The organism is Pseudomonas sp. DR48, from assembly GCF_019823085.1.
Taxonomy (GTDB): domain Bacteria; phylum Pseudomonadota; class Gammaproteobacteria; order Pseudomonadales; family Pseudomonadaceae; genus Aquipseudomonas.
In genome coordinates, this window is sequence record NZ_CP081946.1 from 894,165 (window position 1) to 916,350 (window position 22,186).

19 protein-coding genes are annotated in these 22,186 nt (G+C 60.0%); 15 read left to right on the forward strand and 4 right to left on the reverse strand.

All coding sequences use genetic code 11. The features are described from left to right. Position 1 precedes the first annotated feature (1 nt). Both K5K95_RS04075 and K5K95_RS04080 read right to left on the reverse strand, forming a co-directional pair. On the reverse strand, positions 2–769 hold the full coding sequence (locus K5K95_RS04075; RefSeq protein ID WP_222588468.1) for a heme ABC transporter ATP-binding protein: 768 nt from the start codon (positions 767–769) through the stop codon (positions 2–4). Beyond that, positions 769–1,752, reverse strand: coding sequence for a FecCD family ABC transporter permease (locus K5K95_RS04080; protein WP_222590287.1), 984 nt, complete (start codon positions 1,750–1,752; stop codon positions 769–771). Before K5K95_RS04080 ends, K5K95_RS04075 begins: the two co-directional genes overlap by 1 nt. Positions 1,753–2,056: 304 nt before the next feature. On the opposite strand from K5K95_RS04080, the gene K5K95_RS04085 reads away from it, so the two are divergent. Further along, positions 2,057–2,374: a Rieske (2Fe-2S) protein gene (locus tag K5K95_RS04085; protein WP_222588469.1), complete on the forward strand. Its 318-nt coding sequence runs from the start codon at positions 2,057–2,059 to the stop codon at positions 2,372–2,374. Here K5K95_RS04085 and sfsA read toward each other — a convergent pair. Further along, positions 2,371–3,084 carry a DNA/RNA nuclease SfsA gene (sfsA, locus tag K5K95_RS04090; protein WP_222588470.1) on the reverse strand — a complete coding sequence of 238 codons (714 nt, stop codon included), beginning with the start codon at positions 3,082–3,084 and terminating at the stop codon, positions 2,371–2,373. The genes K5K95_RS04085 and sfsA overlap by 4 nt on opposite strands. Beyond that, complete coding sequence (locus K5K95_RS04095) at positions 3,084–4,256, reverse strand: pyridoxal phosphate-dependent aminotransferase (RefSeq protein WP_222588471.1); 1,173 nt, start codon at positions 4,254–4,256, stop codon at positions 3,084–3,086. The genes sfsA and K5K95_RS04095 overlap by 1 nt, the downstream gene beginning before the upstream one ends. Before the next feature lie 332 nt (positions 4,257–4,588). Between K5K95_RS04095 and dksA the strand changes: the two genes are divergently transcribed. The 14 genes from dksA (at position 4,589) to K5K95_RS04165 (ending at position 22,132) form a co-directional block, all read left to right on the forward strand. Continuing rightward, a complete protein-coding gene (dksA, locus tag K5K95_RS04100; protein WP_090179905.1) occupies positions 4,589–5,029 on the forward strand; it encodes an RNA polymerase-binding protein DksA in 441 nt (146 codons plus the stop codon). Between the two features lie 202 nt (positions 5,030–5,231). Next, complete coding sequence (gene gluQRS / locus K5K95_RS04105; protein WP_222588472.1) at positions 5,232–6,125, forward strand: tRNA glutamyl-Q(34) synthetase GluQRS; 894 nt, start codon at positions 5,232–5,234, stop codon at positions 6,123–6,125. A 77-nt stretch (positions 6,126–6,202) separates the two neighbouring features. Beyond that, positions 6,203–6,379: a hypothetical protein gene (locus K5K95_RS04110; RefSeq protein WP_003176118.1), complete on the forward strand. Its 177-nt coding sequence runs from the start codon at positions 6,203–6,205 to the stop codon at positions 6,377–6,379. Further along, on the forward strand, positions 6,363–9,317 hold the full coding sequence (locus tag K5K95_RS04115; RefSeq protein WP_167360475.1) for a sensor histidine kinase: 2,955 nt from the start codon (positions 6,363–6,365) through the stop codon (positions 9,315–9,317). Before K5K95_RS04110 ends, K5K95_RS04115 begins: the two co-directional genes overlap by 17 nt. Before the next feature lie 22 nt (positions 9,318–9,339). Beyond that, positions 9,340–10,776, forward strand: coding sequence for a sigma-54-dependent transcriptional regulator (locus K5K95_RS04120; protein WP_222588473.1), 1,437 nt, complete (start codon positions 9,340–9,342; stop codon positions 10,774–10,776). Between the two features lie 709 nt (positions 10,777–11,485). After that, positions 11,486–12,886 (forward strand): polynucleotide adenylyltransferase PcnB, encoded by a 1,401-nt coding sequence (locus K5K95_RS04125; protein WP_222588474.1) that lies wholly within the window; start codon positions 11,486–11,488, stop codon positions 12,884–12,886. Positions 12,887–12,889: 3 nt separating this feature from the next. After that, positions 12,890–13,375 (forward strand): 2-amino-4-hydroxy-6-hydroxymethyldihydropteridine diphosphokinase, encoded by a 486-nt coding sequence (gene folK, locus K5K95_RS04130; protein WP_222588475.1) that lies wholly within the window; start codon positions 12,890–12,892, stop codon positions 13,373–13,375. 366 nt (positions 13,376–13,741) lie between these two features. Continuing rightward, a complete protein-coding gene (gene panB, locus K5K95_RS04135) occupies positions 13,742–14,542 on the forward strand; it encodes a 3-methyl-2-oxobutanoate hydroxymethyltransferase (RefSeq protein ID WP_208671416.1) in 801 nt (266 codons plus the stop codon). Then, positions 14,539–15,399, forward strand: coding sequence for a pantoate--beta-alanine ligase (gene panC, locus K5K95_RS04140; protein ID WP_222588476.1), 861 nt, complete (start codon positions 14,539–14,541; stop codon positions 15,397–15,399). The genes panB and panC overlap by 4 nt, the downstream gene beginning before the upstream one ends. A 194-nt stretch (positions 15,400–15,593) precedes the next feature. After that, complete coding sequence (gene panD, locus K5K95_RS04145; protein WP_222588477.1) at positions 15,594–15,974, forward strand: aspartate 1-decarboxylase; 381 nt, start codon at positions 15,594–15,596, stop codon at positions 15,972–15,974. A gap of 231 nt (positions 15,975–16,205) precedes the next feature. Beyond that, positions 16,206–17,870, forward strand: coding sequence for a glucose-6-phosphate isomerase (gene pgi, locus K5K95_RS04150; protein WP_222588478.1), 1,665 nt, complete (start codon positions 16,206–16,208; stop codon positions 17,868–17,870). A 246-nt stretch (positions 17,871–18,116) separates the two neighbouring features. Then, a complete protein-coding gene (acs, locus tag K5K95_RS04155) occupies positions 18,117–20,054 on the forward strand; it encodes an acetate--CoA ligase (RefSeq protein ID WP_222588479.1) in 1,938 nt (645 codons plus the stop codon). Positions 20,055–20,104: 50 nt separating this feature from the next. Then, positions 20,105–20,977, forward strand: coding sequence for an oxygenase MpaB family protein (locus tag K5K95_RS04160; protein WP_222588480.1), 873 nt, complete (start codon positions 20,105–20,107; stop codon positions 20,975–20,977). Positions 20,978–21,115: 138 nt separating this feature from the next. Next, positions 21,116–22,132: a class I SAM-dependent rRNA methyltransferase gene (locus K5K95_RS04165; RefSeq protein WP_222588481.1), complete on the forward strand. Its 1,017-nt coding sequence runs from the start codon at positions 21,116–21,118 to the stop codon at positions 22,130–22,132. Positions 22,133–22,186 lie beyond the last annotated feature (54 nt).

The following is a 22,186-nucleotide window of genomic DNA, read 5'->3' on the forward strand; positions in this document are numbered from 1 at the left end:
TTCAGCGGGCGATGATCAGCGGATGCCCACGCTCCGGGTGTTGCTGCACCAAGACCTCCAGACCGAATACGGCTTTGAGCGGTTCGGGTCGCAACACCTGCTGCGGCGTATCGAGCGCCACCGGCCGCCCGCCTTCGAGCAGTAACAAGCGATCACAATAACGCGCCGCCAGGTTCAGATCATGCAGGATCACCAGCACCGCAGCGCCGTGATCGGCAAACTCACGTACCGCTTGCAACGTGGTGTGCTGATGCAGCGGGTCGAGCATCGAGGTCGGCTCATCGAGCAGCAGCGTCTGCCCGGCTTCACCTGGCCACAACTGCGCCAGCACCCGAGCCAGATGCACCCGCTGACGCTCGCCGCCGGACAAGGCCAGATAATTTCGACCCCTCAGGTGCGCCGCATCGGCAGCCTGCAGCGCGGCGGCGACGATTTCGTCATCCCGGACTTGCCCGCTTTGATGAGGCAACCGCCCCATACCGACCACTTCTTCGACACGAAAGGCAAAGTCCAGGGTCGACACCTGCGGCAACACGGCCAATCGCCGGGCACGCTGCGTCCCGCCCCAGTGACTCAACTCCCGTTCATCGAGCCAGACGCTGCCGAGGTCGGCCTTCAACTCGCCACACAAGGCACCGAGCAAGGTGCTTTTGCCGGCACCGTTCGGCCCGAGCACGCCAAGGACTTCGCCCGGCTTGAGCTCAAGCGTAATGCCTGTCAGAACGATTTTGCCGCCTCGACGGATTTGCAGACTCTGCGTTCGCAACATCAGGCGCGGCCCCTCAACAATAAATACAGAAAGAACGGCGCACCGATAAAGGCCGTGACAATCCCGATCGGCAGTTCCGCCGGCGCCAGCGCAAGCCGTGCGACCAGATCGGCAAACAGAAGAAGACTGGCACCCGCCAGTACTGAGGCCGGCAACAACACCCGATGATCAGGACCGGCCAGCAGTCGCACCAGATGCGGAACCACCAGGCCGACAAATCCGACCATCCCCGCAGCCGCCACCGCCGCACCGACGCCTAACGCAGTACAGAACACCAACTCGCGCTTGAGCCCTTCGACGTCGATGCCCAGGTGACCAGCCTCCGACTCGCCCAACAGCAAAGCATTTAATGCGCTGGCCCGCCGCGGCAGCCAAAGTGCCACCCCGACAGTCACCAACAGCAATGGCCAAAGCCGCGAATAACTGGCGCCGTTGAGGCTGCCCAGATTCCAGAACGTCAACGTACGCAAGGTCGCGTCGTCGGCCAGATAGGTAAACAGTCCGACCGCCGAGCCGGCCAGGGCAGTCAACGCGATACCCGCCAACAGCATGGTGGCGACATTCGTCTGGCCATTGCGTCGACCCAGTCGATACACCAGCGCCGTCACACCCAACCCGCCGAGAAACGCACACACCGACAACACATAAGGACCGAAGGACTCCGGCAGGCCGCCGAACATCGAACCACCAACAATCGCAATGGCCGCGCCCAATGCTGCGCCACTGGACACACCGACCAACCCCGGATCGGCCAAAGGGTTTCGAAACAATCCCTGCATCGCCACGCCGGACAGCGCCAGCACGCCACCCACCGCCAGCCCCAGCAAGGTCCGCGGCAGGCGAATTTGCCCAACAATCAGTTCCGCCTGTTCCAGGCCGTCAGGCGCTATCGGCAGGCCGATCATGCGCAACGCCGCGCGCAAGGTGTCGAACAACGGCAGGCTCAGCGGGCCCAGCGCCAGCGACAACCAGATCGCCAGCAAACACAGCAGGCTCAAACCAACGAACAAGGCACGGGGCTTAACCAGAAGGGTCATTGGGCCGCCACACACGTCGGATCAAGCTCAAGGACGTTCCCGGCGTTCACCGTGCAGGTCGCAGACAGGACCGGGTTCAGGTGCATAGACAGCTTCCTTTAAAGTTTTCCCAGGCACCGGGATGACAGGCCAAGTATCCTCGACATCCGGCGCGTGCACCCAACGGGCGAAGCGCAATTTTGATAACTGATTGCAGTTGAACATCAGCCCAGACATTTCCGGTCACGGGCCGGCGGATTTGAGGATAGACATGAAGTTTCTTTGTACCGGCGCGCAATTACCCGACAACAGCAGTCGCGGTTTCGACATCGATAGCCAGAAGCTGTTTGCCGTGCGCCGGGGCGGCCAAGTGTATGTCTACATCAATCGCTGTCCACACCGGGGCGTCGGGCTGGAATGGAAAGCCGACCAGTTCCTGGACCCCAGCAACAGCCTGATCCAGTGCGCGACCCACGGCGCACTGTTTCTGATTGAAGACGGCGAATGCGTCGCCGGCCCGTGCGCCGGACAATCCCTGACCGCCATTGCCTGTCGCGAAGACGCGCAAGGGATCTGGATCAACCTTTAATCGCCGAGCAATACGTCCAGCCGCCGATCGACCACCATCTCTTCGTGGGTCAAACGCACGCCGTAAGCGAGCACCTCGACACCGCAGGCCACCGCCTCGCGCAATGCCACCGCGTAGGCCGAGTCGATCTCCTCTGCCGGACGCACAGCGTCGACTCCCGTCAGGTTCACACAATACAACTGCACCGCACGAATCCCGTCCCGAGCCAGATGCGCCAGTTCGCGCAAATGTTTCGCACCACGCTGTGTAACCGCATCGGGAAACGCCGCCACCAATGAACCGTCGAAGCCCAGCGTGACACTTTTGACTTCCACGTACGCCGGCCCGCTCGGGTAATCGAGGCGGAAATCAATGCGGCTGCTTTCCTGTCCGTAGGCCACTTCGCGCTTGAGCCCGGTAAAACCGTTCAGCTCGGTAATGACGCCCGCGCGCAACGCCTCTTCGATCAAACCGTTGGCGCGCCCGGTGTTCACACAAAACAGCCGGCCTTGCGGAGTTTCGCCGACTTCCCAGGTACCGGGCAGTTTGCGCTTCGGGTCATTGGAACGACTGAACCAGACCTGCCCGCCTTCGACCTGGCAATTGAGCATCGAGCCGGTATTTGGGCAATGAATGGTCAACAACTCGCCTTCAATGGTTTCGATATCGGCGAGGAAGCGCTTGTAACGGCGGATCAGGCGACCTTCTTCAAGGGGAGGATGAAAACGCATCAGCCTTGCCAGCTCTTCAAGCCGCGCGCGATCCGTTCAACCGCTTCCTGCAGGCGTGGCAAGCTTTGGGTATAGGCGAAACGCACATGATGCCCGGCCTGGTAACGTCCGAAATCGAGGCCCGGGGTAAATGCCACGTGCTCGGTTTCGAGGAAATGCCGGCAAAACGCGAAGGCATCGCCGCCGAATTTGCTGATATCGGCGTACAAGTAGAACGCACCTTCCGGTTCCACGGCGATGCCAAAACCCAGTTCTCGCAGGGCGGGCAGCAGGAAATCGCGACGACGACCGAATTCGGCGCGACGCTCTTCCAGAATGGCGATGGTCGCCGGCTCAAAGCAGGCCAGCGCCGCGTGCTGGGCCATGCTCGGGGCACTGATGTAGAGATTCTGTGCCAGTTTTTCCAGCTCTCCGACAGCCGCTTCCGGCGCAACCAGCCACCCCAGGCGCCATCCGGTCATGCCGAAGTATTTGGAAAAACTATTCAGAACGAAGGCGCTGTCATCGACTTCCAGCACACTGGCCGCATCAGTGCCATAAGTCAGGCCGTGGTAAATCTCGTCCACCACCAGATGGCCGTGACGCTCCTTGATCGCCGTTGACAATCGCGCCAACTCATCGCGGGTCAGGATCGTCCCCGTCGGGTTGGCCGGCGATGCCACCAGGGCGCCGACGCTGTCCTGGTCCCAGTGGCGGGCCACCAGGTCCGGCGTCAACTGATAGCGCACGTCCGGTCCGACCGGCACCAGTTGCGCAGCGCCTTCGACCAACCGCAGGAAGTGCCGGTTGCAGGGATAACCCGGATCCGCCAGCAACCAGTGTTTGCCCGGATCCACCAACAAAGCGCTGGCCAGCAGCAACGCGCCGGAACCGCCCGGAGTAATGAGGATTCGCTGCGGATCGATGTTCAGCCCGTAACGCTGCTGATAGAAGCCCGAAATGGCTTCACGCAACTCGGGGATGCCGCGCGCGGCGGTGTAACGGGTCTTACCCGCCGTCAACGCGGCCTGGCCGGCCTGGATGATCGGCTCGGCGGTGGTGAAGTCCGGCTCGCCGATTTCCAGGTGGATAACATCGCGACCAGCAGCTTGCAGTTCATTGGCCCGCGCCAGCAGCGCCATGACATGGAAAGGTTCGATTGCGCGACTGCGGGCACTGTAGGACTGAGCCATTAGCCTTCCTCAACGGGGAAAAGAATCGATTCTACCCAAGCGCAGGAACGAGCGAGAACCTAAAGCGGTCTGAGCGCTTATACCCCTGGCCGTAAACGACTCAAGCGTGTACCCCAGGTTTGACTAAAATCAATAATTGATCAGGTCTCCAACGCCGCCAGACAAGGCTTTGCAATCATTTGCAAGCCCCTGGGGCCATTACCTCGACATCCGGGAGTAGCGCGCCCCGATTTGATCTGGTAAGTTCGCCCGCTTGCAGCCGCAGGGCCGGCAGGTGTCGGTGATGGAGCAATCCTGCGCAATGGATTACAAGAGTAGAGGCGGTCTATTTCATGTCCACCCAAGCAAAGCAACAAAATCAGTCGATCAGCGGCTTCGAACCCTACAAAGAAGTGAAGGGCGAGGAGTATATGGGCAAGCCCATGCGCGCTCACTTCACCAAGATCCTGAACAAGTGGAAACAGGACTTGATGCAGGAAGTCGACCGCACGGTTGATCACATGAAAGACGAAGCGGCCAACTTCCCGGACCCGGCAGACCGTGCCAGCCAGGAAGAAGAGTTCAGCCTTGAGCTGCGCGCCCGCGACCGTGAGCGTAAGCTGATCAAGAAGATCGACAAGACGCTTCAGTTGATCGAAGACGAAGAATATGGCTGGTGCGAGTCCTGTGGCGTCGAAATCGGCGTCAAGCGACTGGAAGCCCGCCCTACCGCCGACATGTGCGTTGACTGCAAGACCCTGGCGGAAATCAAGGAAAAGCAAGTCGGCAAGTAACATCGACTTGAACGAAAAACGGAGCGTGCGAACGCTCCGTTTTTGTTTCTGATATTTGCCCTGACAGCTCCCCCCTGTGGGAGCGGGCTTGCTCGCGAATGCGATCTGACATTCAACATGGTTGTTGACGGACACCCCGCTTTCGCGAGCAAGCCCGCTCCCACAGGGGGTTCGTGCTAGCCCCAACAAGTAGCATCTTCCCATGACTGCCACCGACTCTACTTACATCGGCCGCTTCGCCCCCACGCCCAGTGGACATCTGCATTTCGGTTCGCTGGTCGCAGCGCTGGCTTCGTACCTCGACGCCCGCTCGGTCGGAGGTCGCTGGCTGATGCGCATGGAAGATCTCGATCCACCAAGGGAAGAACCCGGTGCTCAGGCCGCTATCCTCAAAGCCCTGGAAAGCTACGGGTTCGAGTGGGACGGCGAGATGGTTCGCCAGAGTGACCGGCACGATGCCTACGCCGAAGTCCTCAATCGCCTGTTCAATCAAGGCCTGGCGTACGCCTGCACGTGCTCGCGCAAACAATTGGAGCCGTATCACGGCATTTATCCGGGGTTTTGCCGCAATGCCGGGCATGGCACCGAAGACGCAGCGATTCGCTTGCGCGTGCCTGAACTGGAATACCACTTCATCGATCGGGTGCAAGGCGAATTCCGCCAGCACCTGGGCCGGGACGTCGGCGATTTCGTGATCCGTCGCCGCGACGGCCTCTACGCCTATCAACTGGCGGTGGTGCTCGACGACGCCTGGCAAGGCATTACCGACATCGTGCGTGGTGCCGACTTGCTCGACTCGACCCCGCGCCAGCTTTACCTGCAAGAACTGCTCGGCCTGCCGCAACCGCGTTATCTGCATATCCCGTTGATCACTCAACCCGACGGCAACAAACTCGGCAAGTCCTACCGCTCGCCGCCATTGACCGAGGATCAGGCCACGCCGCTGCTCCTGCGGGCACTGCGGGCGCTGGGCCAGAAGCCGGGCACTGAACTGGAATATGCCACGCCACGGGAAGTGCTGAATTGGGGCATCGCCCACTGGGATGCGCGGTCAATCCCGCGCACACTGGCGCTGCCCGAGGCGCAATTGCAGTGATCGCGCTTGCAGTGGCGCACCCATCCGTTACCATCGCCGCACGTTTTCGGGCACGCGCCTAAAAAAGAGAGGCCGGGATGTACATCTATCGCTTGGTCCTGCTCCTGGTAGTGGGGATTTATCTGTTCTCCCCGGCCATCATGGATTGGTGGATAGACGCCACTGGCGCCTGGTATCGCCCCTATCTGCTCTGGCTGATTCTGATCGTCGTGACCTTCATCCTGCAGAGCCAAAAAGATGCCGATGAGCTTTAGCCTGACCCAGATGATCCTGATCAGCGCCGCGTACCTTGCGGTGCTGTTCGGCGTTGCCTGGATCAGCGAACGGGGCATGATCCCCCGGGCGATCATTCGCCACCCGCTGACGTACACCTTGTCGCTGGGCGTTTACGCAAGCGCCTGGGCATTTTATGGCACGGTGGGCCTGGCCTATCAGTACGGCTACGGCTTTCTGTCCAGCTACCTGGGTGTCTCCGGTGCATTTTTGCTGGCGCCAGTGTTGCTGTACCCGATTCTGAAAATCACCCGCACCTATCAACTGTCGTCGCTGGCCGACCTGTTCGCGTTCCGCTTTCGCAGCACGTGGGCCGGGGCGCTGACCACGATCTTCATGCTGATTGGGGTGCTGCCGTTGCTGGCGCTGCAGATTCAGGCAGTGGCCGACTCCATTGGCATCCTGACTCGGGAACCGGTGCAGCATCGCGTGGCCCTGAGCTTTTGCGCACTGATTACGCTGTTCACGATTTTCTTCGGCTCCCGCCACATTGCCACGCGCGAGAAGCATGAAGGCCTGGTGTTCGCGATTGCGTTCGAGTCGGTGATCAAGCTGATCGCCATTGGTGGTGTCGGTCTGTATGCCCTGTATGGCGTGTTCGATGGCCCGCAACAGCTGGAATTGTGGCTGCTGCAAAACCAGACCGCCCTCGCTGCGTTGCACACGCCTTTGCAAGAAGGTCCGTGGCGCACGCTGCTGCTGGTGTTCTTCGCTTCGGCGATCGTAATGCCGCACATGTACCACATGACGTTTACTGAAAACCTCAATCCGCGCTCGCTGGTCAGTGCGAGCTGGGGCTTGCCGCTGTTCCTGCTGTTGATGAGCCTGGCGGTGCCGCTGATTCTATGGGCCGGCCTGAAACTCGGCGCCACCACCAATCCCGAATACTTCACGCTCGGCATCGGCATCGCCGCCAACAGCAAAGCGCTGGCGCTATTGGCTTATGTCGGCGGATTGTCGGCGGCCAGTGGTTTGATCATCGTCACCACCCTGGCGCTGTCCGGGATGGCACTGAACCACCTGGTGCTGCCGCTCTATCAGCCACCGGCGGAAGGCAACATCTATCGCTGGCTGAAGTGGACCCGCCGGGCGCTGATCGTCGCGATCATCATGGCCGGTTACGGGTTCTACCTGCTGCTGGGCGCCGAACAGGATCTGGCGAACCTGGGCATCGTCGCGTTTGTGGCGACGCTGCAGTTCTTGCCTGGCGTGCTGTCCGTCCTCTATTGGCCAACCGCCAATCGCCGCGGCTTCATTGCCGGTTTGCTGGCGGGGATTCTGGTGTGGGTAGTGACCATGCTGTTGCCGCTGGTCGGCAACCTGCAGGGCTTCTACATTCCGCTGCTGAACATGATCTACGTGCTGGACGATACCAGTTGGCACATGGCGGCGATCGCATCGCTGGCTGCCAACGTGCTGATGTTCACCCTGATCTCGCTGTTCACCAATGCCAGTCCCGAAGAAGCCAGTGCCGCCGAAGCCTGCGCCGTGGACAACGTACGTCGCCCGCAACGCCGCGAACTGCACGCCGCCTCGCCCCAGGAATTCGCGACGCAACTGGCCAAACCACTGGGCGCGAAAGCCGCACAGAAAGAAGTCGAACAGGCGCTGCGCGATCTTTATCTGCCGTTCGACGAGCGTCGGCCGTACGCCTTGCGCCGTTTGCGTGACCGTATCGAGGCCAACCTTTCTGGCCTGATGGGCCCGAGCGTGGCGCAAGACATGGTCGAAACCTTCCTGCCTTATAAGGCCGGTGGCGAAAACTACGTCACTGAAGACATTCACTTCATCGAAAGCCGCCTCGAGGATTACCACTCGCGCCTGACGGGACTTGCCGCCGAACTCGACGCCCTGCGCCGCTATCACCGCCAGACCTTGCAGGAATTGCCGATGGGCGTCTGCTCGCTGGCCAAGGATCAGGAAATCCTCATGTGGAACAAAGCCATGGAGGAGCTGACCGGAATTGCCGCGCAGCGAGTGGTCGGTTCGCGCCTGAGCACCATCGCCGATCCGTGGAAGGAGCTGTTGCAAGGTTTCATCAATCTGCCGGACGAGCACTTGCACAAACAGCACCTGGCGCTCGATGGCCAGACGCGCTGGCTGAACCTGCACAAAGCGGCGATCGATGAACCACTCGCTCCGGGCAACAGTGGCCTGGTGCTGCTGGTGGAAGACCTGACCGAAACCCAGATGCTCGAAGACAAACTGGTGCATTCCGAGCGTCTGGCCAGCATCGGCCGACTCGCCGCCGGCGTAGCCCACGAAATCGGTAACCCGATCACCGGCATTGCGTGCCTGGCGCAGAACCTGCGCGAAGAACGCGAAGACGATAGCGAGCTGAAGGAAATCAGCGGGCAGATTCTCGAGCAGACCAAACGTGTCTCGCGCATCGTCCAGTCATTGATGAGCTTCGCTCACGCAGGCAGTCATCAACACAGCGACGAGCCCGTCTGTCTGGCCGAAGTGGCTCAGGACGCCATAGGTTTGCTGGCCCTGAACCGGCGCAATTTCGAAGTGCAGTTCTATAATCTCTGCGACCCGGATCATTGGGTCGAGGGTGATCCGCAGCGACTTGCCCAGGTCCTGATCAATCTGCTCTCAAACGCCCGTGACGCCTCGCCTCCCGGCAGTGCGGTGCGGGTCAAGAGTGAAGCCGGCGAACACACGGTCGACTTGATCGTGGAAGACGAAGGCAGCGGTATTCCGAAGAACATCATGGACCGATTGTTCGAACCTTTCTTCACCACCAAGGATCCTGGCGAAGGCACCGGTCTGGGCCTTGCACTGGTCTATTCCATCGTTGAAGAGCATTATGGACAAATCACCATCGACAGCCCGGCTGATGTTCAAAGCCAACGCGGCACCCGTATCCGGGTGACCTTGCCGCGTCATGTCGAAGCGACGTCCGCTGTGAACTGAGACCGTCGAGAGAATCGAATCAATGCCGCACATTTTGATCGTCGAAGACGAAACAATTATCCGCTCCGCCTTGCGCCGCCTGCTGGAACGTAACCAGTACCAGGTCAGCGAAGCCGGTTCAGTGCAGGAAGCACAAGAACGCTTCACCATTCCCACGTTCGACCTGATCGTCAGTGACCTGCGCCTGCCTGGCGCCCCGGGCACCGAGTTGATCAAACTTGGCCAGGGCACTCCGGTGCTGATCATGACCAGTTACGCCAGTCTGCGTTCGGCTGTTGACTCGATGAAGATGGGCGCGGTGGATTACATCGCCAAGCCTTTCGATCACGACGAAATGCTCCAGGCCGTCGCCCGGATCCTGCGCGACCGTCAATCGGTGCAAGCCAGCGTTGAACCTGCCACCGGCAAAGCCGGAAATGGCGCGGCGAAACCGGGTGTCGATAACAGCAACGGCGAAATCGGCATCATCGGCTCATGCCCGCCGATGCAAGACCTGTACAGCAAAATTCGCAAAGTCGCGCCGACCGATTCCAATGTCCTGATCCAGGGCGAATCCGGCACCGGTAAAGAACTGGTGGCGCGCGCGCTGCACAACCTGTCCAAGCGCGCCAAGGCACCGATGATTTCGGTGAACTGCGCAGCCATCCCGGAAAGCCTGATCGAGTCCGAACTGTTCGGCCACGAAAAAGGTGCATTCACCGGTGCCAGCGCCGGGCGTGCCGGCTTGGTCGAAGCTGCGGATGGCGGCACCCTGTTCCTCGATGAAATCGGCGAACTGCCGCTGGAAGCCCAGGCCCGCCTGTTGCGCGTGTTGCAGGAAGGCGAGATTCGCCGGGTCGGCTCGGTCCAGTCGCAGAAGGTCGATGTGCGCCTGATCGCGGCAACTCACCGGGACCTCAAGAGCCTGGCGAAAATCGGCCAGTTCCGTGAGGACTTGTACTACCGCCTCCACGTGATCGCCCTGAAATTGCCGGCCCTGCGCGAGCGCGGTGCCGACGTCAACGAAATCGCCAACGCCTTCCTGGCCAGACAGAGCGCACGGGTCAACCGCACCGATCTGAAGTTTGCCCCGGATGCTGAACAAGCGATTCGTCATTACACCTGGCCGGGCAACGTTCGCGAGCTGGAAAATGCGGTCGAGCGTGCCGTCATCCTGTGTGAAAGCCCGGAAATTTCCGCCGAGCTGCTGGGCATCGATATCGAGCTGAGCGATCTGGAAGACGACGACTTCATGGGCCTGGCGCCGCAACAGGGCAACAATGCCAGCAACAACAGCCATGAGCCGACCGAAGACCTGTCACTGGAAGACTACTTCCAGCACTTCGTCCTCGAGCATCAGGACCACATGACCGAAACCGAGCTGGCCCGCAAACTCGGGGTCAGTCGCAAGTGTCTGTGGGAACGCCGTCAGCGCCTGGGTATCCCGCGGCGCAAGACAGGGGTCGCCAGCGAGAGCTGAACCACAGCTGTCTGATGTGCGGGTAACACGTGACTTTGCGAAGAAACTGTTACCCCACCAATTGCGCGTAACAGAAGCCGGGGCTTACGGTAACGAAGCCCCGGTTTTTTTGGGCCTTGAAAAAGCCCGCCAGCCGGCCTAACCCCTTGTTTTACTGGCCCTCGCAAAAGTTGGCACGCCCCCTGCTATATGTTTGGTACAAGAACAATAACAAGCAATGCACAAGACAATAAAAATAAGACGAATCGACTCACGCACAATAAAAACAAGACGGCGAGAGGCGCAGCTAACTGATTCTTTTGGAGAGGCGTTGTATTTGGGGCTTGCCCCACGACCAGGCCGAGAATAATAAAAAACTGTCCTAAGACAGTGCCTGAACTGGTTGGATCGCGAGATCACTGCAGCACAGCGACCAAAGCAATCCGTTTGCTCTTGGCTCCCGATTGGGAGGGTCATGAAGGAAAACTTCATGGCGAGGGCACTTAACAAAAACAAAAAGCCCGAAACCAATAATAAAAATAGAGCATGCAACTACTTCTTGGGGAGCTTCGGCTCCCCTTGTGGTTTCTGGCGTTTGGCCCCGTACGCGACATCCCCTGCACACGCTTGCGCAGCTTCCTACACCATCCCCCGACTAAATGCTAGAATCCCCGCCCATCATGCGGTCATTCTTCGTTATGGCCGAACATTCCTTCAAACAGTGCATCCCATGCTGAAGAAGTTGTTCCAGTCATTCCGTTCTCCCAAGCGTCATACGCAACACATTCGCACCACGCCTGAAGTCCTCAACAGCGGCCAACACTCGCTGCAAAAGGCCCAATTCAGCCGTTATGCGGTGAATATCGTCGAACGCCTGCAGAACGCCGGTTACCAAGCCTACCTGGTCGGCGGCTGTGTGCGTGACATGCTGCTCGGCATCACGCCTAAAGATTTTGACGTCGCCACCAGCGCCACGCCTGAACAGGTGCGTGCCGAATTCCGCAACGCGCGGATCATCGGTCGCCGTTTCAAACTCGTGCATATTCACTTTGGTCGCGAAATCATTGAAGTCGCGACCTTCCGCGCCAATCACCCGCAAAATGACGAGGAAGAAGACAGCAACCAGTCTTCCCGTAACGAAAGCGGGCGCATCTTGCGCGATAACGTCTACGGCACGCTGGAAGAAGACGCGCAACGCCGCGACTTCACCATCAACGCCCTGTACTACGATCCGGTCAGTGAGCGCATTCTCGACTACGCCAACGGCGTACACGACATCCGCAATCACCTGATCCGTTTGATCGGCGACCCCAAGCAGCGCTATCAGGAAGACCCGGTGCGGATGCTGCGGGCCGTACGGTTCGCCGCCAAGCTGAATTTCGGTATCGAAAAACACAGCGCCCTGCCGATTCGTGAGCTGGCGCCGATGCTGCGCGAGATTCCCTCGGCCCGCCTGTTCGAAGAAGTGCTCAAGCTGTTCCTCTCCGGCCATGCCGCAGACACCTTCGAGATGCTCGTCGACTTGCAGCTGTTCGATCCGCTGTTCCCGGCCAGTGCCGAAGCGCTCGAATACAACCCGACCTACACCCATACCCTGATCAGCGAAGCGCTGATCAACACGGACCTGCGGATCAAGCAGAACAAACCGGTCACCCCGGCGTTCCTGTTTGCGGCCCTGCTGTGGCCTGCCCTGCCGGCACGCGTATTGCGCCTGCAAGAACGCGGCATGCCGCCGATTCCGGCGATGCAGGAAGCGGCGCACGAGCTGATTGCCGAACAGTGTCAGCGAATCGCGATTCCAAAACGCTTCACCATGCCGATCCGCGAGATCTGGGACATGCAGGAGCGCCTGCCACGGCGCAGCGGCAAACGTGCCGACCTGCTGCTGGACAACCCGCGGTTCCGTGCCGGCTACGACTTCCTGCTGCTGCGCGAAAGCGCTGGCGAGCAAACCGATGGCCTGGGCGAATGGTGGACGGACTATCAGGACGCCAACGACAGCGAACGTCGCGAAATGATTCGCGACCTCAGCGGCAAGGATGAAGGCACCGGCGCTCCACGCAAACGTCGTCGCAGCGGTGGCGCCAAGCGCAAACGCACAGCCGGCGCACCGAGTGCCACGGGCGAGTAATCCATGGAACGCATCTACATCGGCATGGGCAGCAATCTGGCTGACCCCGCTGAACAGTTGCGCAGCGCCGTCAACGCGCTCGCGCATTTGCCCCAGACCGAACTGGTCGGGGTATCCGCGTTTTATCAAAGCGACTCGCTGCTGCCCGGCCAACCGCGTTACACCAACGCGGTTGCGGCGCTGCACAGCACCCTCGCGCCGCTGGACCTGCTCGATGCACTGCAAGCCATCGAGAACGAACAGGGCCGCGAGCGCCTTGAACGCTGGGGGCCGCGCACGCTGGATCTCGACATCGTGCTGTTTGGCGATCGGCTGATCGATGAACCGCGCCTCAAGGTGCCGCACTACCATTTGCAGGAACGAGCGTTCGTGCTGTATCCGCTGGCCGAGCTTGCGCCCGCAGATTTGCGCCTCGCCGATGGCCGCACGCTGAGCGACTTGCTCGCTGCCTGCCCGTTCGTCGGTCTGGAACGCCTCCCTCAAAATTGACAAAAATCCCTGTGGGAGCGGGCTTGCTCGCGAATGCGGTGTGACAGTAAACATTGATGCTGAATGACACACCGCATTCGCGAGCAAGCCCGCTCCCACACTGGTTTTTGTGTCGAACGCGAGATTGCAGTTGCTGAAACGCATCAGTTACAGCGGTAACACCCGCCTCGTAACAACGCGGTAACACATCCAATTGACTTCCAGAGTTCTCCTCACGACTATAGGCGTCCCGCTGCCGCCAACACGGCGTTAAAGGGCGCAATCCAGGCCTTAAAAGCACGACAACAGACCGTGCGCCTGTATTTAACGAAGAATCACGCGCGTTACTCGCAGTAGTTTCCACAGCGCCTGAATGAGGAACTTTTCATGCCAGCCATCACCCTGACCACGCTGCAAGGTCTCAAGCAAAAAGGTGAAAAAATCACCATGCTGACCTGCTATGACGCAACCTTCGCCCACGCCTGTAATGAGGCTGGCGTCGAAGTGCTGCTGGTGGGCGACTCCCTCGGCATGGTTTTGCAAGGTCATGACAGCACCCTGCCCGTGACCACCGCTGAAATGGCTTACCACGTGGCGGCCGTCAAACGCGGCAACACTGATGCGCTGATTCTCGCCGACCTGCCCTTCATGGCTTACGCCACCACCGAACAAGCCATGACCAACAGCGCGCTGTTGATGCAGGCCGGTGCGCACATGGTCAAGGTTGAAGGGGCCTTGTGGCTCGCCGATTCGATCCGCCTGCTCGCCGAACGCGGCATCCCGGTTTGCGCACACATGGGCCTGACACCGCAATCGGTGAACATTCTGGGCGGCTACAAAGTCCAGGGCCGCAACGAGAACCAGGCGCGGCAGATGCGCGCCGATGCGATTTCCCTTGAGCAGGCTGGCGCGGCGATGTTGCTGCTCGAATGTGTGCCGAGCGAATTGGCCGAAGAAATCACCCAGGCCGTGAAGATCCCGGTGATCGGCATCGGCGCCGGCAGTGGCACCGACGGCCAGGTATTGGTGCTGCACGACATGCTGGGCCTGTCCATCACTGGTCGTGTGCCAAAATTCGTCAAGAACTTCATGAATGGCCAAGCCAGTATCCACGCGGCACTGAGCGCCTACGTCACTGAAGTCAAAGAAGCGACTTTCCCTGGGATCGAACACGGATTCTCTGCATGAACACCGTCAAAACCGTACGCGAACTGCGGGCCGCCGTGGCCCGCGCCCGCAATGAAGGCAAGCGCATCGGCTTCGTGCCAACCATGGGCAACCTGCACAGCGGCCATGTGGCGCTCATCACCAAAGCCTCCCAACGGGCGGATTTCGTGGTCGCGAGCATTTTCGTCAACCCGCTGCAATTCGGCGCTGGCGAAGACCTCGACAAGTACCCGCGGACCCTTGCCGCCGACCAGGAAAAACTGCTCCAGGCCGGTTGCCATTTGCTGTTCGCGCCATCCGTTGAAGAAATGTACCCGGATGGCATGACCGGCCAGACCCGCGTCAGCGTGCCGCAACTCTCCGAAGGCCTGTGTGGCGCCAGCCGTCCCGGGCATTTCGAAGGTGTGGCGACGGTGGTCAGCAAGCTGTTCAACATGGTCCAGCCGGATCTGGCGATTTTCGGCCAGAAAGACTTCCAGCAACTGGCGGTCATTCGCGCGCTGGTGCACGACTTGAACATGCCGATCCAGATCATTGGCGAACCGACCGTGCGTGCGGCCGATGGCCTGGCGCTGTCGTCGCGCAATGGTTTCCTCAGCGAAGAACAGCGCGCTGTGGCACCGGTGGTGTATCGCGGTTTGTGTCAGATCGCAGAGTCGATCAAACAGGGTGAGCGCGATTTCCCGGCATTGATCGACGCGCAGATCAAGCAGCTTGAAGCGGCAGGATTGCGTCCTGATTACCTGGAAATTCGCCATGCCCTGACCCTGCGTCCGGCCACCGCTCAGGATCGCGACCTGGTGATTCTGGTCGCAGCGTTCCTGGGGACCACGCGGTTGATCGACAACCTGCACCTGAACCTCGACGCGCTCGCATAAACACCACCAAACCCTGTGGGAGCGAGCTTGCTCGCGATAGCGGATCGTCATTCAACATCGATGTTGGCTGATCCACCGCAATCGCGAGCAAGCTCGCTCCCACAAGGGTTAAGCAGTGGCCACACACCGTATTGCCGCCCCTCAAGCCTTCGGGCAAACTGCCCGCCGTTCGATTCCGACCTGGGGAAACACTCATGCACGCCATCATGCTCAAAGCCAAGCTGCATCGCGCCGAAGTCACCCACGCTGTCCTCGATTACGAAGGCTCCTGCGCCATCGACGGTGAGTGGTTGGACTTGTCAGGTATCCGTGAATACGAACAGATCCAGATTTATAACGTCGACAATGGCGAACGCTTCACCACTTACGCGATTCGTGGCGAAGCAGGCTCGCGCATGATTTCCGTCAACGGTGCTGCCGCGCACAAGGCCAAGGTCGGTGATCGTGTGATCATCTGCGCCTACGCTCATTACAGCGACGCCGAACTGCTCAACTTCAAGCCGCGGATGCTCTACATGGCGCCGGGCAACGAACTGAGCCACACCAGCAACGCTATCCCGGTTCAGGTCGCCTGATCGAACCGACGCCCTCTCTCTTGCCCGTTTGTCGGCTGGTGCATGACCTCGGTGTTAAAAAAGTACCGAAAACGGGTCAGACAAAGGCAAGACAGATCACTGCGCGGGGTTTACTGTATTCGCCCTGCGCCATGAAATCGTCTCGACGCAGTTGACTGGAGCGCCCGCCCGCAGCGTTCCGGGATTTTTCGTGTTCAAAAAGCCGTTCAAGTAAAAAGGAAACCCGCAGCGATGGCGTACTACCGCACTCCTCATGACGTGACCGCTCTGCCCGCCTGGCAAGCGTTGAAAGACCACCGCCAAGCCATGCAGGATTTCAGCATGCGCGAAGCCTTTAATGCCGACCCGCAGCGCTTTACTCAATTCACCCTCAGCAGCTGCGGCCTGTTTCTCGATTACTCCAAGAACCTGATCAACGCCGAGACCCGCAATCTGCTGGTGGGCCTGGCCAACGAAGTCGACCTCAAGGGCGCGATCAAGTCGCTGTTCGACGGCGAAATCGTCAACTCATCCGAAGGCCGCCCGGCCCTGCACACCGCTCTGCGCCGCCCGGTTGGCGACAAGTTGTCGGTGAACGGCGTCAACGTGATGCCTGAAGTGCACAAAGTACTCAACCAGATCACCGATCTTGTGGGCCGTATCCATGATGGTCTGTGGCGCGGTTACACCGAGAAGCCGATCACCGACGTGGTGAACATCGGTATCGGTGGCTCGTTCCTCGGTCCAGAGCTGGTGTCCGAAGCGTTGTTGTCCTACGCCCAGAAAGGCGTGCGTTGCCATTACCTGGCGAACATCGACGGCAGTGAATTCCACGAACTGACCATGAAGCTGCGCGCCGAGACCACGCTGTTCATCGTCTCGTCGAAATCCTTCAACACCCTCGAAACCCTGAAGAATGCCCAGGCTGCACGCGCATGGTACCTGGCCCAGGGCGGTTCGGAAGCCGAGCTATATCGCCACTTCATCGCCGTGTCGAGCAACAATGCCGCCGCTGTGGCCTTCGGCATCCGCGAAGAAAACATCTTCCCGATGTGGGACTGGGTCGGCGGTCGTTATTCGCTGTGGTCGGCCATCGGTTTGCCGATCGCCCTGGCCATCGGCATGTCGAACTTCAAGGAACTGCTGTCCGGTGCCTACACCATGGACCAGCATTTCCAGAGCGCGCCATTCGAACAGAACATGCCGGTGCTGCTGGCGTTGCTCGGCGTCTGGTACGGCAACTTCTGGGGCGCGCAAAGCCACGCGATCCTGCCGTACGACCACTACCTGCGTAACATCACCAAGCACTTGCAACAGCTGGACATGGAATCCAACGGCAAGAGCGTCCGTCAGGATGGCACACCAGTGTCCACCGACACCGGCCCGGTCATCTGGGGCGGCGTGGGTTGCAACGGTCAACACGCTTACCACCAGTTGCTGCACCAGGGCACCCAACTGATCCCGGCTGACTTCATTGTGCCGATCGTCAGCTTCAACCCGGTGTCCGACCACCACCAATGGCTGTACGCCAACTGCCTGTCGCAAAGCCAGGCATTGATGCTCGGCAAGACCCTTGCCGAAGCTGAAAACGAGCTGCGCGACAAAGGCATGAGTGAAGAAGACGTGCATAAACTTGCACCACACAAGGTGATTCCGGGCAACCGTCCGAGCAATACCCTGGTGGTCGAGCGCATCAGCCCGCGTCGTCTCGGCGCACTGGTGGCGATGTACGAACACAAAGTCTTCGTGCAAAGCGTGGTGTGGGGCATCAACGCCTTCGACCAGTGGGGCGTGGAGCTGGGCAAGGAACTGGGCAAAGGCGTCTACAACCGCCTGGTCGGCAGCGAAGAAACCCCGGCTGACGATGCATCCACCCAAGGCCTGATCAACTACTTCCGCGGTCGTCACCGCGGTTGATCTGACGCCCCGCCCACAGGGTTTGTGCCAGGCATACATTCTGTGGGCAACACCAATACTGTGGGAGTGAGCCTGCTCGCGATAACGGTTTGTCATTCAACATCGATGTTGACTGATCCACCGCTATCGCGAGCAGGCTCACTCCCACAGTTGTTTTGGTTTACCCATTCCCAAGGCGTTCGGCTTGAACCCTTCCGCTACTCGGCGCATCTTTATTACTTGTCGCAACAAGAATAAGGAACCGTCATGTTCGATATCAGCACGTTCCCCAAAGCCGATGCCGTCCGCAAGGCTGCGCACTTGAGTCAAGACGACTATAAGCGCCTCTACCGCCAATCCATCGAACACCCCACCGAGTTCTGGGCTGAACAGGCCACAAGGTTTCTCGACTGGAGCAAACCCTGGGACACCGTCCAGCGTTACAACCTGAAAACCGGCGAGGCCAGCTGGTTTGCCGGGGGCAAGTTGAATGTCAGTTACAACTGCATCGACCGCCATCTGGAAAAACGCGGCGACCAGACCGCCATTCTCTGGGAAGGCGACGACCCCGCTGAATCGGCGCAGATCACCTACACAAAACTCCATCACAACGTCTGCCGCCTGGCCAACGTGCTCAAAAGCCGTGGCGTGAAAAAAGGCGACCGCGTGTGCATCTACATGCCGATGATTCCCGAAGCCGCCTACGCCATGCTCGCCTGCACGCGGATTGGCGCGGTGCATTCGGTAATATTCGGTGGCTTCTCTTCTGACTCTGTACGCGACCGCATTCTCGATGCCGATTGCTGCACAGTGATCACCGCCGATGAAGGCGTGCGTGGCGGTAAATTCGTGCCGCTCAAGCAAAAGGTCGACGAGGCGCTGAAAAGCTGCCCGAACGTCAGCACGGTCATTGTCGTTGAGCGCACCCAAGGCGAGGTGGACTGGGTCGAGGGCCGTGACCTCTGGTATCACCAGGCGCTGCGCGACGTCAGCGACGATTGCCCGCCGGAACCGATGGACGCCGAAGACCCGCTGTTCATCCTCTACACCTCCGGCAGCACCGGCAAACCCAAAGGCGTGCTGCACACCACCGGCGGCTACCTGCTGCAAGCGGCGATGACCTTCAAATACGTGCTCGACTACCGCGACGACGAAGTCTTCTGGTGCACCGCCGACGTCGGCTGGGTCACCGGCCACAGCTATATCGTCTACGGCCCGCTGGCCAACGGCGCGACCACGCTGATCTTCGAAGGGGTACCAAGCTACCCGAGCAGTTCGCGCTTCTGGCAGGTCATCGATAAACATCACGTCAACATCTTCTACACCGCCCCGACTGCGCTGCGCTCGCTGATGCGTGAAGGCCCGGAACCGTTGAAGGAAACGTCGCGCGCAAGCCTGAGATTACTCGGCAGCGTCGGTGAGCCAATCAACCCGGAAGCCTGGGATTGGTACTTCAATGCCGTCGGCGAACAACGTTGCCCGATCGTCGACACCTGGTGGCAGACCGAAACCGGCGGCATCATGCTCAGCCCGCTGGTCAGCGCACAAAGGATCAAACCCGGCTGCGCCACACAACCGATGTTCGGCGTGCAACCGGTGTTGCTGGATGAGACGGGCAAGGAAATCAAAGGCGCCGGCAGCGGCGTGTTGGCAATCAAGTCCAGTTGGCCGGCACAGATCCGCAGTGTCTACGGCGATCCACAACGGATGGTCGACACTTACTTCAAGCCCTACCCCGGCTATTACTTCACCGGCGACGGCGCTCGGCGCGACGAGGACGGCGATTACTGGATCACCGGGCGCATCGATGACGTGATCAACGTGTCCGGGCACCGTATCGGCACCGCGGAAGTGGAAAGCGCGCTGGTGCTTCACGACAGCATCGCCGAGGCCGCCGTGGTCGGTTACCCCCATGACATCAAGGGCCAGGGCATCTACGCCTTCGTCACCCCCATGAACGGCACCGAACCTACTGACGAACTGAAGAAAGAACTGCTGGCTCACGTCAGCAAGGAAATCGGCAGCTTCGCCAAGCCGGACTTGATCCAGTGGGCGCCGGCCTTGCCGAAAACCCGCTCAGGCAAGATCATGCGGCGCATTCTGCGCAAGATCGCCTGCAACGAACTGGACAGCCTCGGTGATACCTCGACGCTGGCTGACCCAAGCGTGGTGCAAGGCCTGATCGACAAGCGTCTGAACCAGTAAGCCTCGCGCGGCCAGCAATGGCCGCGTTTTCTTTCTACAACTGAGTCGCCATGGAATTTATCCGCAGCCGCATCGAAACCCAGCTCATGAGCCTGACCGGTCTGTCCCTGGGCAAGCTCGACCTGGAAAATCCCAAGGGTGATCCCGGGCTGTTCGGTCCCGATTCGGTGAGCTGGCAAGTGCATGGCGACTTCAGCAGCATGCTGATCGGTGGCATCAGTGCATTGATGCTCCAGGCCTTGCATCCCTTGGCATTGGCTGGGGTTTGGGATCATTCGAATTTTCGCGAAGACATGATCGGTCGCCTGCGCCGCACCAGTCAGTTCATCTCCGGAACGACGTTCGGTTCGCGCAAGGACGCCGACTGGCTGATCGAGAAGGTCCGCACCATTCACTTGCAGGTGGTCGGCACCGCGCCGGATGGCCGGCCCTACGCTGCCAGCGATCCCGACCTGCTGACGTGGGTGCACGTGGCGGAGGTCAGCAACTTCCTGGCCGCGCATCTGCGGTATCGCAATCCGCACCTGTCCCCGCTTGATCAAGATCGTTACTACGGCGAAATCGCGATGATTGCCGAACGCCTGGGCGCCCGCGATGTGCCGCGCAACCGCAAGGAAATCGCGGATTACCTTGAACGGATCCGCCCGCAACTGCTGTGCGACGAACGCAGTCGCGAAGTGTTGCGACTACTGCTGAACGCTCCCGCCCCCAGTCGCTTGGCCAAACCGTTCGGCGGCTTGATGATGCAGGCCGGGATCGACCTGTTGCCAGACTGGGCCAGTGACATGCTCGACGTGCGCCAGAACCCGCTGCAACGCCAACTGATCCGGGCCAGCGTCAAGCGCAGTGCACCGATGCTGCGTTGGGCGATGCGAAATGGTTCGGTGCAGCGGGCCAAACGGCGCATGGGGCTACTCAGCTAAAGCTTCAAGCTTCAAGCTTCAAGCTTCAAGCTTCAAGCTTCAAGCTTCAAGCTTCAAGCTTCAAGCTTCAAGCTTGCGGCTTGCAGTTCAGTAACTGTTAAACTCCCGCGCCAAATTCCCTCCTGCAAGGCGCCCAGCATGTCTTCCTTGAATCAGGCGCTGCGCGCCGCCCTCGATCATCGCCAGGACCTGCTTGCCGAGCTGCATCAGCAAGGCACCGATTGTTATCGCCTGTTCCACGGCAGCCAGGAAGGTGCCGGTGGCCTGACCATTGATCGCTACGGCCCGCAATTGTTGGTGCAAAGCTTTCACCAGGCGCTGGAACGTGACGCGCTGCTGCAGCTGCACGAAGCGATTAATCAACACCTGGGCCTGGAAACGCTGTTGGTCTACAACGACCGCTCCCGGGGCAACTCGCGCATCGACCGCGAAGACACCGTCTACCGCGCCGACGATGCCGCGCTGCAGGATCTGGTCGGCCACGAATGGGGGCTCAATTACCGGGTTCGCGGACGTCATGCCGGCCAGGATCCGTTGCTGTTCCTAGATCTGCGCAACACCCGCGGCTGGGTCAAGCAAAACAGCCAGAACAAAAGCGTGCTCAACCTGTTCGCCTATACCTGCGGCGTGGGTTTGAGCGCTGCCGCCGGTGGCGCTCGCGAAGTGTGCAATCTGGATTTCGCCGAGGGCAACCTGGCGGTCGGTCGTGAAAACGGCCTGCTCAATCCGCAATTGCCGACAATGGAATTCATCCAGTCCGATTACTTCCCGGCGATCCGCCAACTGGCCGGGCTGCCCATCAGCCAACGGCGCGGGCAGAAACTGCCGAGTTACCTGCGTCTTGAGCAGCGTCAATACGACCTCGTACTGCTCGACCCGCCTGCCTGGGCCAAGAGTGCATTTGGCACCGTCGACCTGTTGCGTGACTATCAGAGCCTGCTCAAACCCGCCCTGCTGACGACCGCCGACAATGGCGTGCTGATCTGCTGCAACAACCTGGCAAAGGTCAGCATGGACGATTGGCGCGAACAGGTTTTGCGCTGCGCGGAAAAGGCTGGCCGGCCCGTACGTGAGTGGACAGTGATGAAGCCCGGCGGCGATTTCCCGTCGATGGATCAACAACCGCCGCTGAAAACCCTGATCCTGCAATTCTGAGAATCAGCAAAAAATCAGCTTAATCCTGGAAAGCAGGATGGCTTCGGAACCGGA

Coding starts and splice junctions, on each gene's coding strand:
- K5K95_RS04075 (WP_222588468.1), bottom strand. CDS start 769: ATGTTGCGAACGCAGAGTCTGCAAATCCGTCGAGGCGGCAAAATCGTT.
- K5K95_RS04085 (WP_222588469.1), top strand. CDS start 2,057: ATGAAGTTTCTTTGTACCGGCGCGCAATTACCCGACAACAGCAGTCGC.
- sfsA (WP_222588470.1), bottom strand. CDS start 3,084: ATGCGTTTTCATCCTCCCCTTGAAGAAGGTCGCCTGATCCGCCGTTAC.
- K5K95_RS04095 (WP_222588471.1), bottom strand. CDS start 4,256: ATGGCTCAGTCCTACAGTGCCCGCAGTCGCGCAATCGAACCTTTCCAT.
- dksA (WP_090179905.1), top strand. CDS start 4,589: ATGTCCACCCAAGCAAAGCAACAAAATCAGTCGATCAGCGGCTTCGAA.
- gluQRS (WP_222588472.1), top strand. CDS start 5,232: ATGACTGCCACCGACTCTACTTACATCGGCCGCTTCGCCCCCACGCCC.
- K5K95_RS04110 (WP_003176118.1), top strand. CDS start 6,203: ATGTACATCTATCGCTTGGTCCTGCTCCTGGTAGTGGGGATTTATCTG.
- K5K95_RS04115 (WP_167360475.1), top strand. CDS start 6,363: ATGCCGATGAGCTTTAGCCTGACCCAGATGATCCTGATCAGCGCCGCG.
- K5K95_RS04120 (WP_222588473.1), top strand. CDS start 9,340: ATGCCGCACATTTTGATCGTCGAAGACGAAACAATTATCCGCTCCGCC.
- K5K95_RS04125 (WP_222588474.1), top strand. CDS start 11,486: ATGCTGAAGAAGTTGTTCCAGTCATTCCGTTCTCCCAAGCGTCATACG.
- folK (WP_222588475.1), top strand. CDS start 12,890: ATGGAACGCATCTACATCGGCATGGGCAGCAATCTGGCTGACCCCGCT.
- panB (WP_208671416.1), top strand. CDS start 13,742: ATGCCAGCCATCACCCTGACCACGCTGCAAGGTCTCAAGCAAAAAGGT.
- panC (WP_222588476.1), top strand. CDS start 14,539: ATGAACACCGTCAAAACCGTACGCGAACTGCGGGCCGCCGTGGCCCGC.
- panD (WP_222588477.1), top strand. CDS start 15,594: ATGCACGCCATCATGCTCAAAGCCAAGCTGCATCGCGCCGAAGTCACC.
- pgi (WP_222588478.1), top strand. CDS start 16,206: ATGGCGTACTACCGCACTCCTCATGACGTGACCGCTCTGCCCGCCTGG.
- acs (WP_222588479.1), top strand. CDS start 18,117: ATGTTCGATATCAGCACGTTCCCCAAAGCCGATGCCGTCCGCAAGGCT.
- K5K95_RS04160 (WP_222588480.1), top strand. CDS start 20,105: ATGGAATTTATCCGCAGCCGCATCGAAACCCAGCTCATGAGCCTGACC.
- K5K95_RS04165 (WP_222588481.1), top strand. CDS start 21,116: ATGTCTTCCTTGAATCAGGCGCTGCGCGCCGCCCTCGATCATCGCCAG.